We start from the raw sequence: 16,787 nt of genomic DNA on the forward strand, positions 1-16,787 counted from the left end.
ATTTCGTCATCTTCATGAACAATCAACTTATCGCACTCGTTTCTTCTTTCGACCCTGCTATTTGCCTGGACGTAAAAAACACCTTCAAGGTTTACTTATCTGAAGATAAGACGACATTTTCCTTGAAGATGTTGTGATTGAGTAATCCTACTGGATGAGGTTAGTTAGTTAGTTGAGGTTACCCATTCTTCAGTTTTCTTGATTTACACGTTTCATACTATCGCGTCGCTTTTCACGGCGGAGAATGATCGGAACCGTGATCGCCGCACCGATCGCCAACAACGGAGCTAATATACCAGCCAGGTGAAACGACGAGTTATGTGTAGAGAAAACGCTAAAGTCCCAAAGTCCGTGCAGGAACATGGAGGCCACGAGCGATCCGGTCGACCTCCTGGCGAGATAGAAGATCGAACCGAGGCCGAATGCCATCACTACCTGGAATAGCGCACCGGCTCCGAGGCCCAAAAACATGCCCGGCAGATGGAAGACTGCGAACATCGCTGTTGAGAGCAGCCAGACCCCAGTTTCACCGAATCGGCTGCGCAGAGCGACTATCAATTGACCGCGATGGATCATCTCCTCATTGAAGCCGACCAGGATGCTGCCGACGATGAGATATAGCCACATGAGGGGCGTAACACGGGTGAAATCTCCGATCAGCATGTTCACAATCGCGATGACCGCCATGATAATCGGGAACGTCATCGTCCATCGAGAAAGACTTCGCCGTTCTACCAGGGCGGGGCGCCACCATCCGTAGATCGTGAGGAATGTGAAGGTTAGTACAGCACCGCCGGACAGCGTTGCTACGTACCCGAGAAGAAGGGTCCGCTCACTCTCACCCACTCGCGTATAGTCGATGCCGTTGAGCACAAAGATACCGTAGAAGACTGCAATGTAGAGGAAATATGCGAGAACACCCCATCGCACGAGGGGGCGAACTCGAAGGGCGGGATCCAAAGTTTCTTGCTGCAAGCCCTTTTTGGTTGACATCATAAACACTCCCAATATAAATTAATATTTTCTAGCGCGCGCTCCAACACAATCCATTAGCAATGCTGTTAAGTGGGCTTATACGATTACCGCAGTCCCGCTTACAGCGACCATTAACATGCCCTCGCGAATAACTTCATAGTCAATATCGACTCCAACAATCCCGTTAGCTCCCATCCTCGAAGCTTTCTGGGTCATCTCAGCAAATGCCGCATCCCTTGCTTCCTGAAGCTTACCTTCATAAGCGCGCGAGCGCCCCCCTACCAGATCGGTAATGGAAGCCTTGAAGTCTCTGAATACGTTAGCCCCCATGATCACTTCACCAGTGGCAATGCCCAAATACTGCCTGATCGGTGAACCTTCAATAGTTGATGTAGTGGTCATGATCATAAATTATCCCTCCTTAATTCATTATGGAATGACGCCTCTGTTTTCCTTTTGGATGTTGATTGCTTTCTTGATTGATTTTCCCAAGACTCCATTAGGGTCGCGTCAGAAAGATCGTTAGTCGGTTCAGCACGAGGTAAGCAATAACCAAGGAGCTAAGAAAGAACAGTTCGTCTAAATTTTAGGTTTTGTTGCTGAGAACATCATTATGATAACTTTTGTGTACACAAATCGTATAAGGACTACTGTCTTTCCACTTTATAGCCTTCCATCTTCAGCAATGGAACGACCCCTTCGTCGCCTAACATGTGCAGCATTCCGACGACGACTAGATAGGTTTCTTTTTTATCACCATTTAGATAGTTTTTTATCTTGTCGGCCATTTCTCCATTGCGGTCAGTCAGCAAAGCTTTGTGATATTCAGCATCCCAGTCTGAAGAGTTGATATACGCATTCAATGCGTTATCATCTCCCTCTCTCCACATTTTGGCGAAAGTATCGATCCCTCCATCCGGAACAAGGGTGACCCCAGCAGATGGGTTCAGTGTTTGGAGCAGCAATTTTTCCTGCAGCGCGTCTGAGTAGTTATTGTTCGTTTGGAGTTGGGAATCGATAGTTTCCAAAGCAACAACCGGTTTTTTCGCTTTGTTGGCTTTATCAATCAGGTACTGGTCGATCCCAATTTCTGACTGATAGCCTTCTTTACCAGCGATAATGCCCAGAACGTTTTGTTGGACGAACCACGGCTTGAAATGGTCGAAGCTGTTCACTGGCATTCCATTTTCTTTTAGAAGGGCGGTGACTTTCTTATACGTTTCAGCGGAGATATGATCTTTCAGAGTTGTACCATCTTTATAAAGACCCAGTCCCACCACCAGTTTTTGTAATTCTTCAGGAGCGACCTTTGACAAGTCGACCTCAACACCCAAGTAATCAGCTGCTTTGAGGGCATTCTCAATCTCTGGACTTAGCGGGTACATTCCTTCATGCACGTAGTGAAGTGAACCCAGCAGATACACCGTATTGCCTTTATGCTCTACCTTCCACAAATAGCCACGGCTGCCTTCCGTTTGCTGCTTGGAAGTAAGGCTTATCTGGCGAGAGGATTGTTTCCAGGCCACTTGATAGCCTGCAGTCTCCGCGATAAAGCGAAGTGGCACATACGTTACTTCCCGGACTTGCTTTGGAGAAACACCCAGCTTGACAGTTTTGCCGTTTACAGTTGCATTGGCGTTGCCAATCTTCAGGGACAAGGATAGGCCGTTTTTGGTACCATTAACGGTATGGGTCGCTCCATTCCAGTTCACTTTGACACCCAACTTCTCCAGTAGCGGACGCATCGGAACGAGTGTCACCCCTTTTTCTACGATCGATGCCGAGTTGCTCAATTGGATTTGCTCACCGTTAAGCCATACAGTAGAGGCTTTCTCTGCTGCATGCACGGAAGAGAATCCAGAGGTAAGCAGGGCTAGGGACAACAATGATACGCTTATTTTTTTCATTTGCATAAAATCTCCTTTTCCTAATTTGATAAATGTAGCAAGAACGAATTCTGCGACTACAGGTCACGTTTCTCAAGCCATTCCTGGGGCTGCGCGTTGCGTTCTTGATAATACCTTATTGAATGTCAGCGGCGTTTGGTGGCTGCTTAGCAACCTCATTTCCAATCTTATCAACGCTACTAAAACAGAACCTAAACGAAGCGATGAACAATACCTTAATATTGCTCCCAGCTGTTTAGGTTCTGTTAATGTGAGTATGCTACTATGGGAAAGGGTGAACATGATGACTAATCTATCAGATATTAAAATCGCAATCGTTGACGACGAGCCCTCGATTGTTACGATGCTCCAAATGGTGCTCCGCAGGGAAGGGTTTCATCGCTTGTACGCGGCGTCAACTTGTGCAGAAGCACTCGATGTAGCGACGCGCATTGCCCCCGATATCGTCCTGCTCGATATTATGCTCCCCGACGGCAGCGGACTAGAGCTCTGCTCGAAGCTCCGCGAATATGGGAATCCGCATATTTTGTTCCTGACGGCCAAGGCTTCCGATCTCGATGTCCTGCGAGGCTTCGCTATGGGCGGGGACGATTATATCACAAAGCCCTTCAATCCCTTGGAGGTAGCCGCGAGAATTCAGGCGCGCATCCGCCGACTGGAGCCGGAAGTTCCTACAGCCAACCCAATGAAGCAGCCCGATCTAGGGGGGTACCGGTTCGGCCGCTTTACCGTTAACGAAGCGGAGGGCGAGCTGATCGTGGATGGACAACAAGTTCCATGCCCCGCTCAGGAGTTCCAACTGCTGCTGCACTTTTGTAAGCATCCTGGAATTGTATTTTCCAAAACGCAGCTATACGAGAAGGTTTGGGGGATCAACGGATTGGGAGATGACTCGACGGTCATGGTTCACATTCGGCGCATACGGGAACGGATCGAGATCGATCCCGGTGATCCGAAGCTGCTCGTTACCGTCCGCGGGCTCGGATACAAGCTGGTGAAGGAGTCGCAGGAGCGATGAAAATACAACAACGCATGGCTTTCCACTTTACGTATCAATTGATCTTCTATTCCCTGCTGATTCTGGCCATTACGCTGGTTGCCTGCATCCTGTACTTTCAGAATGCGAAGAACAATGAAATGCGCCGAAACTTTCCGGCAGGCGCCCTGCAGCTGATCGCTCAAGAAGCTAACTCCAAGGATGGGACCATTCAGATTTCGTCCAAGTGGGAGAAGCTTATCGAAGAAAAAGGAATGTGGCTGCAAGTTGTTAATGCCGAAGGAAAAGTTGTTTACAATGTCAACTCTACTCCGCAGCATGTGCTGCCGACCTCCTACTCCGTCGCTCAATTGCTTGATATTCAAGAGACACGTACACTTGGAACGTATGCCGTAAACACAGAGCTAAATTTTGCCTTCAACGAGCCGCACCTATATATGCTGGGCTACCATAGTCCCAATCTCGACCAGCTTATGGCCTTGTTTGACGATTACGGGATGCAGGGGATGGTGCGAAGTGAAGCGGTCCCCACCTTGGAACAGCGACTGCGTGACACCGGCAGCTATCTTCAGGTGATTGACCCCGCAGGCAATACCATACAAGGTATCGGTGATGAAGCAAACATCAAGAAGGCATATCGTCCGCTGGATGTTCTGGCCATCCAGCAATCACCCAGCAATTATGAGACAAATATTGTCTCCCAGCGGGACAAGCTGAGCGGAAGGACCTGGATCCTCTATACGCCTAATCCAACCGGAGGTCCCCTGAAGCATCCGGTGCTCGATACGGCAACACGTGGTCTCTTATGGTTTTCTGGTCTAATCCTTCTCTTGGCGGTTCCGGTCTCCATATGGCATGGATTCCGCTACGGTCAGCCGCTCATTCTGTTCGCAGGCTGGTTCGAGCGCATGCGTAAGGGGCAATACGACGAAGTGCTGACCACCAAGGACAAGCGAAAGGTATTCCGCCGCAACGGCACATTGCGAATCAGGTACAAACTGTATAAGGAAGTGATTGAATCCTTCTATCAGATGACTCATCAACTGGCACAAACCGAGAAGGAACGTGAAAGGCTGGAAAAGGCACAAGCGGAGTGGATGTCAGGAGTTTCCCACGATCTGCGCACCCCCCTGTCCACCATTCAAGGCTACGGATATATGCTGGAGAGTCTGCCTGAGCAATGGAGTCAGGAAGAAATGCAGATCATGGGATCGACGATTCGGGAAAAAGGGGGTTATATGCTTGAGCTGATCTCCGACTTTTCCATGATTCATCAGCTTAAGCAGGGAGATTCTATCATGAGTCTTCGGGAGTTGGATTTGGATGAGTTAGTACGCCGCTCCGTTCTGGAGTACGTCAACGACGCCACAATGTCCGAGTATCAGTTTCACTATGTTGGGGATGAGCGTCCCTTAATGGTAAAAGCAGATGAGACCTGGCTGCAGAGGCTAATGGACAACTTGCTGTCCAACGCCGTTAAGCATAATCCCCCGGGCGTAGTCGTCACTGTCTCTGTCGGCAGGATCAACGACAAGGCTTGCATACGAGTGATCGATAACGGTAAAGGAATGGACGAGGAAACCCTGCAACATTTGTTCAATCGCTACTACCGGGGAACGAATACGGAAGAATCGACGGTTGGCTCCGGTCTCGGAATGAGCATCGCCAAAGCCATCGTGGAAGCACACGGTGGCGAAATCCAAGTGCAGTCCAAAGTATGGCAAGGCACGAAAGTTGAAATCTTATTGTCTTGCTGAACGTAACAGTATGATACATTCTGCTCTTCGTCACGCGAAATCGAATAGCAATCAATAATTATAAATGGCCACACCTCAATTACGGATAACCAAATATGAAAGGTCCCGAGCAGTGCGAACATGCTCGGGACCTAAGTTTAATCAACTGATCTTTTAACTAGAAGACAAATTAGTTGTGGACTGCATCCGTAAAATATCGGTAGTCGGAGGACACCCAAATAATCGGGCATATTCGCGACTGAATTGAGAAGGACTTTCGTAGCCGACATGAAATGCCACATCCGCGACGTTGTATTTATCAGTTATTAAAAGTCTCCGCCCTTCTTGTAATCGCAGCTGTTTCTGATATTGAACGGGTGTCATCGCAGTGACTTGCTTGAAATGTCGATACAGAGATGAAGTACTCATATTGGCGATCTGCGCTAATTCATTAATGCGTAAAGGTTTGTTAAAGTTTGTTTTAATTCGTTCTACGACCTCTGCAATCGTTGCAAAATGACTCCCAGATGTAGCAATTTGCTTGAAAACATCCCCCTCCTTTTGAGTAAGTAACCTATATATGATTTCATTAATGATTAATGGTGCTAGCGCTAAAATATCTTTTGGAGTATCCAATAGTCTTACTAGCCGAATCACTGCATCAAGAAGATTAATGTTCATTTTACCTACAAATAAACTTTTCGGATAATGCTCTGTGCTTTCTGGAAACAGATGGGTCTCCTTCATGATTTCAAAAATCTCTCCTGCATCAAGATCAAGCCTGATTGACAAAAAGGGAGCTTCTGACGAAGGTTTGATCACCTGTCCCGATATAGGCACGTCTAAAGACACTGCTAAATAATCACTAACCCCGTATTTGTAACTTTCATTGCCCAGAATGATTATTTTTTCACCTTGGGCAACAATGCATAAGGAGGGCTTTTGAATCCTACATATTGGGACCATTGCTTTGGAGTCTTGGATGAGATGGAGTGAAGGAATTAGGGTTTTATGGTCCCCATCTTTTCCGGTAAACTTTTTGATGAGTCCCGCTAACTCTTGTTGTTGCAAAGCGATTTCGGTCACACGGAACACCTCTGCTCTAATATGATGTCTCTCATGCTTTTAAATATAAAGTAAAGCATTGTGTTTGTTAATAGTATGACAAGAATAGGCATAATGTTGAAAGTTTTCTTATACAGGTCAGAGCAGGTGCTGATACATAATAAACACATCTTAAATGAAAGGATGAGATATCATTGCTGGATCAAAAGGTATGGTATGTTACAGGGGCTTCGAAAGGTCTTGGACTTGCTCTTGTAAAAAAGTTGTTAAGTAACAATTACCGGGTCGCTGCCACATCAAGAATCTTAGAGGAGCTGAAACGAGCTGTTGGCCAAGTCCCAGAGGGTCGTTTTTTGCCACTGCAAGTGGATCTGAAAAGTTCCGATTCTATTGATCAATCCGTGAAATTGGCATACGAATATTTCGGACAAATCGATGTAGCGGTCAATAACGCCGGATACGGAATTGGAGGAGCGATAGAGGAACTTTCCAAACAAGAGATCATGTCAAATTTCGAAGTTAATGTGTTTGGCAGTATTTACGTGATCCAAAGTGTTTTACCCTACATGAGGGCGAAACGCTATGGCCACATCATTAATATTTCATCCATCGCTGGAGTTGCTCCACACACGGGATGGAGTATTTATGCTGCCACAAAGTCAGCTATTATTGGGATGTCTGATGTGTTAGCCCAGGATGTTAGATCTATGGGCATTAATGTAACGGTTGTTGCGCCGGGGGGATTTAGAACTGAGTTTAACTCAGCCGAATCTCTTGTTGTCGCGGATTATAAAATAGCGGATTATCTTCCTCTCCACGAAGGTATTAAACAATTTGCAGCAAATCATGGCAAGCAGCTTGGTGATCCCGAAAAGGCTGCTGAAGTTTTTATCGAGCTGGTAGAATCCGACAATCCACCGACCTGCTTATTTCTGGGATCCGACGCATACCAGCGGGCAACCGAAAAATATAACAAGCTGCTTGAAGATATGCAGGCAAATAAGAAAATAAGTGAACGAACGGATAGTAACTAATCTTCGTTATCAATAACCGTTGTAGTTATTGATTGGTTGACGCTCATTTAATGAGCGTTTTTTTCTGCTTGCACATGTAGCTAGTTTCATACGTTATATTCCCCATTTTTGAAAAAGAGCTTATCCAGATCGCTGGAACGGGCAGTCGGAAATAAAATTGGTATGGTAAATAAGCATCGAATCAGAAGATGGCGGCGTTTCAATCGGCTCATCCCGGATGTACGGCTATACATCAGATTCAGGTGATTCTTACATTTTCACTTTGAAAAATAACCTTACTGTATTGTAGAAAAAACCAAGAATTAGAACATATTCCTCTGGTAATGTGTAATCAAAGATGACCACCCTATACGTTGGAAAGGAGTTATCGCGATGGATGTACTGTTACCGCAAAGCAAAATTGATTTTTATCGGGAGAATGGTTTCGTTGAAATCGAGAATGCCCTAACGGAAGAAGAAATGAATGAATTATCCGAGTTTTTGGAGGAAGCCATGACACAGGAAAGTAATCATTCGGTAGCCACCTCTGTCAAAGGCAAGAGCTACTACAAGGTATTAAACCAGAAGGTAAACCTTTGGCGCGATCATGGCGGTATGAGCCGTTACACATTTCACCCGAAGCTGGCTAAGATGGCAATGAAGCTAAGCGGCGCGAGCGGCATTCGCCTCTTCCATGACCACGGATTGTGGAAAATGCCGCAGGATTCCAAGCCGACGGCTTGGCATCAGGATTTTCCGTATTGGCCGATGACTGAACCCGGCGCCTTGTCTGTCTGGATTCCAATGCATGATGTCGACGAACATAACGGCTGCATGATGTTTGTTCCTGGCTCCCATAAGGTGGGCACGCTGCGAGGGATTAACTTAGCAGACCCTCAGGACTTATATGATCAGATCAAAGGAACAGAGCTAGAGAAGACGAAGCCCGTGAAGGTCCCGTTGAAACGAGGCAGCTGCACGTTCCACCATGGTCTCACCTTCCACTTCGCACACGCGAATCAAAGCGACGAACCAAGACGTGTATTGGCAATCATTTACATGCCGGACGGAACCATTTACAGCGGCAAAAGCCATCTAGTAACAGAACATGCAGGTCTTGAGGGAGGGCAACCGTTCGGCGGCGGTTTATTTCCTTTGGTCGCCAAACAGCCTTAGGAACGAGAGCGGGCGGGTCATTCGGCTCGCCTTTTCTGTCTTACCCGTTTGCCTGCAAAGCGTTATAATTTAGTTATGATTAGTCCTATGTAAAATATTGGAGATGATCACATGACACGAATGGACAGCGGAAAGTTCCTAGAAAGCCGTGATTTCCTGTTTCATGCCGCTCCCTACCGATTCAGCTCGGGGGAGATCGTCCCCTCCCATTCGCATGACTTCATCGAGCTTGCTTACGTTGCCCAAGGACAAGGAGAGCATTACTATAAAGGAGAGTACTACAATATTGCGGAAGGCGACGTTTTCATGATCGAGCCGGATGAGGAGCATGCTTATCGAGCGGGCAATGCGCATCTCCCGGTCGTATATAACGTGCTCTTTCAACCCGAGTTGTTACGGCGCGAATTGGAACCGCTCGCCGATGTCGCCTCCTTCGTAGACTTCTTCTACTTGGAACCCTTTCTTCGAAAGACAGTACGTTTTCAAGGGCATCTCCGATTGAAGCCTTATGAACAGATCGAAATGGAATCCCTTCTCCATCGCTTGATTCTCGATTTCAAAGAGAAAAAGCTTGGATATCGTATTTTGACGAAGACGCGCCTGATTGAACTTTTTATTTTTTTGAGCCGCTGCCATCACGACCGGAAGCATTCCCCCCTGCAGGAATTATCGTCTGACGAGAAGGTCATCCTGCACATCAGCGAGTTTATTCGCAAGCATTACGCACAGCCGTTAACGCTTGCTCAGGTCAGCGAGATGTGCCGGATGAGTCAGACCGGATTCTCAACCAAATTTAAGCAATATATCGGCAAGACATTCACTGAATTCCGCAACGAAACACGCATTCGAGTGGCGAAGCAACTGCTGGAGCAGTCCGATCGCAAAATTATGGAAGTTGCCCAGGATGTCGGCTACGAGGACTTAAGTTTCTTCAATAAAATGTTTAAAAATATGGTTGGGTTCTCACCCAGCCAATACCGCAATGCAGCCACAACAGCTACACATGCTTCTAACTCTCCACCATCATAAGCAATGTCATCGATTGGCCGTATGGCATCTGGCATTTTTATTCTGCTTATAATATTCAATGGAATCAGTGACCAACGTGCCATCCAAAAACTTCTTGCACAGTGCCGTAGGGGTCGATTCTGGAAAGCACAGCCTGCAGCGCCTCATCCCGGCTCTTAACGGTCACCGTGGAAGGCTTTTGGATTTAAATTACAAACCGGGCTTAAATAGTTTTTTCAAAGCTTTTCTTGCGTATACTCCTTCTCCCTCAGACCACTTATTCATGTTCCTGAAATCTGTGTTGTCTGTGATCTGGTCAATGTTACCAATCAAGCGTTTTTTGGATAACTGCCGAATGTCGTATCGACAATTTGATTTGCGATGAGGCAAGCAATATCTCCACCGCCCATTACTTTAAAAGGACGATCAAAAAAGTATGAAACTTCATCAGGGATCTTTTCAGTGATCTTTAGTCCGTTGTGCATATTTGATAGATGTTTGTAAGCATTATTCAAAACATACTCGCGTTCTCTCCATGTAACTGCCGTTTGAGCTGTCCAAAGGTAAGGAAGTATTTGATCAGAACATTTCAAACGTTTAAATGCAGTACCAAACCATTTTGGATAAGGTGCATATTGACGCTCCATGAGAAAGCAGAGATTTACAATATCGCGGACAAGGCGAGAAGCAATAATAGCTGAGCCAAGTTCGTCCCCTATAAAACCCGAACGATGCATCAGATGTTCTTCTTGACCGATTCGCTGCCAACTGGATGCCATAAGGTATAACCAAATATCGTGAGGGTAATATTCGAATCGTTTGCGTAATGTGGAAAGTTGACCGTTATCGTCCCTATAAACTTCTCCCCGTGTTATTTCGAGAAGTGACTGCGAAGGAAAGGTTAGCCAATCTATTGGCTCTAACTCTTCAATTTTGTTTACAGCCAGGTAACTTTCAATGAACCTCGGCACCGTGGTAATTACGCTCCTCCCTATATCTACGGGAAAGCCATAGAACCGTTCTGGAGCTCGTTCTTGCAGTGTTGATTGTATGTGTTCGGAATACCCGATATCTGGTTGGTTAAGAAAAAGATATACCCGGGGAACCCAATCGTGATCAGTCGACATTTCCGTATCATATCCGAGCACTTCGCTACCGGGACCTATTAGAGCCGATGAATAAGACAAGAAAGAGTATTTGTCCTTCATTACAGGCTCAACGATTTCGATATGAAATCGGCGGCATAATTCTATTCCTTTTATAAAAGACATTTCCCATTCCCCCAAGTCCATCAACCACAATTATCATTTTTAAACCCATTCACTCATTATTTCAGCATAATCTGGATGCAATGTATAGTTAAAAAAACATTATAGTAGAACTATCCTACCCCTCTTATTTCCCGTAAACAAGACGTACAGATCAATCAGCCCTTGAAATAGCTTAATGCTTCGATGGATTCGCAAGATAAGCATCTATCCTTGTCGGCTGTACTTAAATTTAAGATAAACGAGCGAAATCGCCGCCATCTTTTGCACCCTTTTGTCCGTTAGGACAGAAAGAAACGGCTTCTTACCACATAGTCAGAACGGCTTCGGCGATAGCGCATCCCTGCTCCCGCCCGGCGATCGCTGTTACGCTGCGGCGGACCGGGTCGTACGGATTCGGGCCGATGGCCACAACGCTGCGTTCATCAGGTGCTATGAGATAAACGCCCGCGCTTGTACGCATGCTTGCCGCATCCTCCGCCGCTCCCGGGATGGAGCCATAACCATTTGGCATCGGGGAAAGAATCACGATCCGTTCGTAGCCTTCAGCCAGCCGTGAATTGGTCGTGGACACCATTCCTCCGTCGGTCCATAAGCGGTCACCGATCGATACAAGCGGCCAAATTCCCGGAACGGCCCCGCTGGCCGACACGGCATCGAGCAATGAAACTCCCGATTGATGATCGAAAGTATGAAGTTGCCCGGTATCGGCATCGATGGCGGTCACCTTAAGATTCGCCGGCCATTTTCTGGTCACAAGACGACTCTCGACCACGGTGCGCCGCTGTTCAGGCGATACGGGAGAGGGAGTATTTTTGGCGATAAGGCCGAATTCTGCCCCGACTTTTCGCGGATCGCTTCCTCCCGTGGCAAATGCCCTATACCACGCTTGCCTCAATTCATCGGAAGCGGCGACGGGTAACTCGGCCGCGTTCGCCTCCGACTGGGCGGCAAACAGATTATTCATGTCGTATCCACTGGCCAAGGCTGCTCCGACAAAGGCACCGGCGGACGTTCCGATGATCACGTCAGCTCGATGGAGGTCTACTCCAGATTCGAGGAGTCCCGCTAAGACGCCAACCTCCCATGCGATCCCCGTCACGCCACCGCCCCCCAAAACTACAGCTCTGGTCGGTGAATTCTTTTTCTGAGCGTTCATTCACAGCTCCTCCTTTCGATCGACTATTGTGCTAATAGGTTTGACAAGGTTCCATTAGACCTCTAAAGTATAAACTATAAAGTATACTTGAAGGTCAAGCCTTACGCGGGAGGAAGTATGAAAATTCATGTGCTGGCGCAGAAGACCGGGTTAAATCCGCCGACCATTCGTTATTACGAGAAGGAAGGATTGCTGGATAGACGCCACGTTGAGCGCAGGGACAATAATTATCGTGAATATACCGAGGAAGCGGTCGAACACCTTTTACTGATTAAAAGGGTTCAGGCTGCGGGTTTTACAATAAGGGAAATCAAAGTTATTTTGAAGGAAGAAGACGAGAACAAACTTGAGCTCTCCCGGGCCATTGAATTTTTGCGTAAGAAGATGAAGGAAATGGACCATAGGAAAAGAGAATTGGAACAATCGCAGTCTCTTCTCGCCCGGATGCTAGACAACAAATTGGCGCTGCTGGAGAAGAAGGGAACATCAGAAAATAAACCGTTGCCGTAATGAAGGATAGACTTCTGTAAAAAATCAATGTGGTTTCTTTTCTTATCATTTAATTTTGAGGAGCACTCTGCCTCTGCCGTGCCGTTGCTCACACTTCGTATGCGCCTGGCGAACGAAATCCAGATCAAATACATTAGGGGCTTCGGTTTTTATCACCCCGTTAGCCATCAGATTGGCTAAGGCAGTAAAATCTTCACGATGCGGAACGCCCATGACGAAAGAGCCCGTAGCCCCAATTAGAGCCGCTTAGGGATCCGCGTTGATTCCACTCTCATCACTTCGGGTCCTCCGAAGGAATGAACAAGAACGGTTTTCATTATAATTCATTTAGCACCTTTCACATGGATTAAGATCACTGACACATCCTCTTGGTCTTTGACCACATGGTAAACTGTAGAAGACGCCCCTTAGCCATACATTTTCGAAAATCTGCTATATTAGGCGAGTCAGAATTTTTCGGTCATCAGTTGGCTGATTTGCGCCATTTCTGCCGGGGTTAACGGCCCGAATTTCATTGCCTCAGCATTCTCACTTACCTGCCGTACAGTGCGGAAACCTGGGATGGGAAGCGTCATTTCGCTTCTTGCCCATAGCCACGCAAGGGCACCTTGGGTCAGCGTCCTGCCGTTTGAAGTCAAAATTTCCCGTATCGCTCGCAGCTGGTTCGTCATCGCCGAAGATGGAATGCCATCTTTAAAGTAATGCAGCCAATCCAAGTTGTTTCTTCGCCGAATATCTTTTGGATCCACCACGGAAACTACCTCCGAATATTTCCCGGTAAGGAGCCCCATGGCAAGAGGCCCCCGATTGATGCTCGACAAATGATGCCTTTCGCATAGCTTGAGCATATCCGTATTATCGTGAAACAGATTGAACTCGTGTTGAATAGCCGTACAATACTGACTTTGTGCAAATACTTCGGCGCGGCTGGGCTTGTCGGTAGACCACCCGAAATAGCGGATTTTGCCTTCGCGAACAAGATCCTCAAGCGTTTCCTTTACTTCTTGAGCCAATTCATCCGGGTAATCCCCAATATGGAATTGATAAAGATCAATATAATCGGTCTTCAGTCTTCGCAGCGAAGCTTCGCATGCAGATTTAATGTATTCGACGCTTGCATTTTGACCTAAAGCTTCCTTGGTCTGCCCGTTTGTGACATAACCGAATTTTGTAGCAATAACCATTCGATCGCGCCTTCCCTGAAGAGCTTGTCCGATTACTTCTTCACTGTGTCCTGCCCCATAATTGTCAGACGTGTCGATGAAATTTATTCCATAATCTAACGCACAGTGAATGGCATCAATCGATTCCCGGTCGTCGACCTCGCCCCAACCGTAAGGTTCTCCGGTTAACATATCATGCCAAGGCCCACCGATCGCCCAGCAACCTATTCCCAGAGCGCTAACATCCAGACCCGATCTCCCTAATTTTCTTTTCAACACCTGTCTCAGCCCCTTTGACCTTGAATTCATGTTCAGTATAGTTAGTCATACTGGTAATCCATAGAGCCAAAAATGAATCATTTTGAGGAGCCAATCAGAATGTGTTCCAGAGTGCGACGAAAGCCGCAGCTACGCGGCTATTGCATGTATGTTCTTATCGTCTTAAAGTATCCCCCTTTTGGTCTCTAAAATAGTTCTAAAAATTCTTTTGCTGCTTTTGATAAATAACTATGCTTCCTCCAAATTACTTTGGGTTCAGATAATAAGGTCTGATCCTTTAGCTGAATGACTCTCAATCCTCCCAATGAATGAAGGGATAATAACGAGAGTGGTAAAATCGTTGCACCAAATCCCGATGAAACGAGACCAAGTAACATAATCAAATCCTGACATTCGCAAAGTATATTTGGTTCTAAATCTAACCGTTGAAATTCATTGACAATTTGTCCATACGCACCTAAACCATAATTTGGTCGCAGAAGAATCAATGGTAAATCGATGATTTCCTCTAGCCTGCATTGTTCTGATCCACTCCACGTCCATTTTTCAGGCAAAACAAGCACATATGGGTCACTTTCCAATTTCCTTTGAGAGATACTTTTTTCTGTTATTGGACTGTTTGTTATCGCAATCTCAATCTGACGTTTAGATAACATTTTTATGAGATGAATCGTTTCACCTTCCCATACTTTGAAAGTAAGACCAGGATTTTTCTCACGAATATCTACCACCTTAGAAAGAATTAAAGATGCACAATAAAGATTGGATCCAACTGATAAAATCCCACTGGCGCCTTTCCTCAATTCTTGAACTTCAACCATTGTTTCATCAAGTTTATTTAAAAGTTCTTTTGCACGAAGAAGTAATCTTTCCCCCTCCAAGGTTAAATGAAGACTTTTGTTATTTCGATCAAATAAAACAACGCCTAGCTCATCTTCCATTTGTTTGAGTTGTTTGCTTAAAGGGGGTTGAGCAATATTTAATTTCTTTGCTGCGGTCGTAATCTTACCTTCTTCTGCTATAGCGACAAAGTATTTTAACTGTCGAATATCCAAGATAAAACCTCCATCATACCCAAAAGATATAATAAAAAGATATAACAGATATTTTAAGTATTGATAAATTGAGTATACACTAAGATGCAGTGTCATTCATAAGTTTGAAGGAGTGTGGACTTTGGTGTTCAAAAAAAATACCATACAATTTCCAAAGCTTTTATCCGTTGGGAATATATCGAATGGATTTGTGGCCTGGCTTTTTGGTTCAGCAGGACCATTACTAATTGTTTTGCAAGCTGCTGCAGAAGGTCATTTGTCTGGCAGCATAACCAGCTCATGGATTTTCGCCATTTATGGAGTGGGGGGGCTCCTAACGCTTATCGTCTCCTTATATTATGGGCAGCCCATAGGCTATGCCTTTTCGATACCTGGAGCCATTCTTGTGGGCTCAAGCTTAACCCATTATTCCTTCAACCAAGTAGTTGGTGCCTATATAATAACCGGTATCCTTATTTTTCTTTTAGGATTATCTGGCCTTGTTACAAAATTAATGAAGGTTTTGCCTATGCCGGTTATGATGGGGATGGTGTCAGGCGTCTTGCTCCCTTTCGGAACTGGAATGATCGGCTCGGTTGTAAAAAATCCGTTACTCAACGGAATCCCGCTGCTTGTCTTTCTTGCGCTTTCTTTTTTCGTACGATTTTCAAAAAAGTTTCCGCCTATATTAGGAGCGATCATTGCAGCAATGATATGTCTTATATTTTTGCCGGACGTTTCTGCACAGCCTCTTCATATAGCAATGGGCATTCCCCATTTTATCATCCCATCATTTAGTTTTGCCGTTGTAGGGGAACTTGTCATCCCGTTACTCTTAACAGTTATTGCCATTCAAAATGCCCAAGGGATTGCTATGTTAGAGACCCATGGCTATCGTCCACCGATCAATGCCATGACTAATTGGAGCGGAATCGGTACCATCATAAATGCTTTTTTTGGGGGCCACCCAGCCTGTATTGCAGGTCCCATGACGGGCTTACTTGTTAATAAAGAATCAGGCAAACTTGAACATAGGTATGTCGCTGCTATTGTATTAGGAGTATTATCCTGTTTATTAGCTCTATTTTCTCCAATAGCTTCGCAAATTCCACATGTCATTCCTGCTTCATTAATTCAATTACTAGGTGGGATCGCCATGATTAGTGTACTGGTTGACTCTTTGAAAATGAGTTTCTCTGGTCCATTCAAATCAGGCGCTCTCTTTTCCTTTATAATCACAATCTCTGGGATCTCTATTCTCCATATCGGTGCGCCATTCTGGGGTCTGGTTGGAGGTATGTTGGCCACCGTTTTCTTGGATAAACAAGATTTTTATAAATCCGAATCAAGTGACCAAAACAATGAGACTAACTTGAGTGAAGCTCTTTGCAAGGATAAAATTTCCTAACACCGTTTCTTTAGACTTCGAATACATCTCATGATCGTAATGTATCTAAGCACAAAGTTCATTTTAACCACAAAAGATATATCAGCATA

General features: G+C 45.7%; 16 protein-coding genes. 7 read left to right on the plus strand and 9 right to left on the minus strand.

Annotation, left to right across the window (positions count from 1 at the left end; all coding sequences use genetic code 11):
* Window positions 1-189 precede the first annotated feature (189 nt).
* The 3 genes from IAE55_RS18105 to IAE55_RS18115 all read right to left on the minus strand — a co-directional run bounded on the left by IAE55_RS18105 (window position 190) and on the right by IAE55_RS18115 (window position 2,882).
* The gene (locus IAE55_RS18105) at window positions 190-996 is read right to left on the minus strand and encodes a CPBP family intramembrane glutamic endopeptidase (protein WP_200633446.1); all 807 of its coding nucleotides are present in this window, start codon (window positions 994-996) and stop codon (window positions 190-192) included.
* A gap of 75 nt (window positions 997-1,071) precedes the next feature.
* Window positions 1,072-1,383 (minus strand): YbjQ family protein, encoded by a 312-nt coding sequence (locus IAE55_RS18110; protein WP_145018910.1) that lies wholly within the window; start codon window positions 1,381-1,383, stop codon window positions 1,072-1,074.
* A gap of 239 nt (window positions 1,384-1,622) precedes the next feature.
* A complete protein-coding gene (locus IAE55_RS18115) occupies window positions 1,623-2,882 on the minus strand; it encodes a TraB/GumN family protein (protein WP_200633447.1) in 1,260 nt (419 codons plus the stop codon).
* A 283-nt stretch (window positions 2,883-3,165) separates the two neighbouring features.
* On the opposite strand from IAE55_RS18115, the gene IAE55_RS18120 reads away from it, so the two are divergent.
* Window positions 3,166-3,900 (plus strand): response regulator transcription factor, encoded by a 735-nt coding sequence (locus IAE55_RS18120; RefSeq protein WP_145018904.1) that lies wholly within the window; start codon window positions 3,166-3,168, stop codon window positions 3,898-3,900.
* The gene (locus IAE55_RS18125; RefSeq protein WP_200633448.1) at window positions 3,897-5,636 is read left to right on the plus strand and encodes a sensor histidine kinase; all 1,740 of its coding nucleotides are present in this window, start codon (window positions 3,897-3,899) and stop codon (window positions 5,634-5,636) included. Before IAE55_RS18120 ends, IAE55_RS18125 begins: the two co-directional genes overlap by 4 nt.
* A 153-nt stretch (window positions 5,637-5,789) precedes the next feature.
* On the opposite strand, the gene IAE55_RS18130 is transcribed toward IAE55_RS18125, so the two are convergent.
* Window positions 5,790-6,701 (minus strand): AraC family transcriptional regulator, encoded by a 912-nt coding sequence (locus tag IAE55_RS18130; RefSeq protein WP_325168657.1) that lies wholly within the window; start codon window positions 6,699-6,701, stop codon window positions 5,790-5,792.
* Window positions 6,702-6,874: 173 nt separating this feature from the next.
* Here IAE55_RS18130 and IAE55_RS18135 point away from each other — a divergent pair, with 173 nt between their 5' ends.
* From IAE55_RS18135 to IAE55_RS18145, 3 genes are all read left to right on the plus strand, one after another.
* The gene (locus tag IAE55_RS18135) at window positions 6,875-7,714 is read left to right on the plus strand and encodes an SDR family NAD(P)-dependent oxidoreductase (protein WP_200633449.1); all 840 of its coding nucleotides are present in this window, start codon (window positions 6,875-6,877) and stop codon (window positions 7,712-7,714) included.
* A 372-nt stretch (window positions 7,715-8,086) separates the two neighbouring features.
* The gene (locus tag IAE55_RS18140) at window positions 8,087-8,869 is read left to right on the plus strand and encodes a phytanoyl-CoA dioxygenase family protein (protein WP_200633450.1); all 783 of its coding nucleotides are present in this window, start codon (window positions 8,087-8,089) and stop codon (window positions 8,867-8,869) included.
* 111 nt (window positions 8,870-8,980) lie between these two features.
* Complete coding sequence (locus IAE55_RS18145; RefSeq protein WP_145945603.1) at window positions 8,981-9,898, plus strand: AraC family transcriptional regulator; 918 nt, start codon at window positions 8,981-8,983, stop codon at window positions 9,896-9,898.
* A gap of 308 nt (window positions 9,899-10,206) precedes the next feature.
* Here the strand turns inward: IAE55_RS18145 and IAE55_RS18150 are convergent, their stop codons facing one another.
* Together IAE55_RS18150 and IAE55_RS18155 are read right to left on the minus strand one after the other, a co-directional pair.
* The gene (locus IAE55_RS18150) at window positions 10,207-11,148 is read right to left on the minus strand and encodes a DUF4037 domain-containing protein (RefSeq protein ID WP_200633451.1); all 942 of its coding nucleotides are present in this window, start codon (window positions 11,146-11,148) and stop codon (window positions 10,207-10,209) included.
* Window positions 11,149-11,449: 301 nt separating this feature from the next.
* Window positions 11,450-12,304 carry a patatin-like phospholipase family protein gene (locus tag IAE55_RS18155; protein WP_200633452.1) on the minus strand — a complete coding sequence of 285 codons (855 nt, stop codon included), beginning with the start codon at window positions 12,302-12,304 and terminating at the stop codon, window positions 11,450-11,452.
* Window positions 12,305-12,421: 117 nt separating this feature from the next.
* On the opposite strand from IAE55_RS18155, the gene IAE55_RS18160 reads away from it, so the two are divergent.
* Entirely contained in the window at window positions 12,422-12,814 is a 393-nt protein-coding gene (locus IAE55_RS18160) for a MerR family transcriptional regulator (protein ID WP_145018883.1), read from the plus strand.
* A gap of 45 nt (window positions 12,815-12,859) precedes the next feature.
* Here the strand turns inward: IAE55_RS18160 and IAE55_RS34360 are convergent, their stop codons facing one another.
* The 3 genes from IAE55_RS34360 to IAE55_RS18175 form a co-directional block, all read right to left on the minus strand.
* Window positions 12,860-13,027 carry a zinc-binding dehydrogenase gene (locus IAE55_RS34360; protein WP_145018880.1) on the minus strand — a complete coding sequence of 56 codons (168 nt, stop codon included), beginning with the start codon at window positions 13,025-13,027 and terminating at the stop codon, window positions 12,860-12,862.
* 233 nt (window positions 13,028-13,260) lie between these two features.
* On the minus strand, window positions 13,261-14,256 hold the full coding sequence (locus IAE55_RS18170; protein WP_200633453.1) for an aldo/keto reductase: 996 nt from the start codon (window positions 14,254-14,256) through the stop codon (window positions 13,261-13,263).
* Between the two features lie 185 nt (window positions 14,257-14,441).
* Window positions 14,442-15,311 carry a LysR family transcriptional regulator gene (locus IAE55_RS18175; protein ID WP_200633454.1) on the minus strand — a complete coding sequence of 290 codons (870 nt, stop codon included), beginning with the start codon at window positions 15,309-15,311 and terminating at the stop codon, window positions 14,442-14,444.
* 124 nt (window positions 15,312-15,435) lie between these two features.
* Here IAE55_RS18175 and IAE55_RS18180 point away from each other — a divergent pair, with 124 nt between their 5' ends.
* Window positions 15,436-16,698 (plus strand): benzoate/H(+) symporter BenE family transporter, encoded by a 1,263-nt coding sequence (locus IAE55_RS18180; RefSeq protein WP_186325802.1) that lies wholly within the window; start codon window positions 15,436-15,438, stop codon window positions 16,696-16,698.
* Window positions 16,699-16,787 lie beyond the last annotated feature (89 nt).

Origin of the sequence: Paenibacillus sp. S28, assembly GCF_016624415.1 — a bacterium.
Taxonomy (GTDB): domain Bacteria; phylum Bacillota; class Bacilli; order Paenibacillales; family Paenibacillaceae; genus Paenibacillus_AQ; species Paenibacillus_AQ favisporus.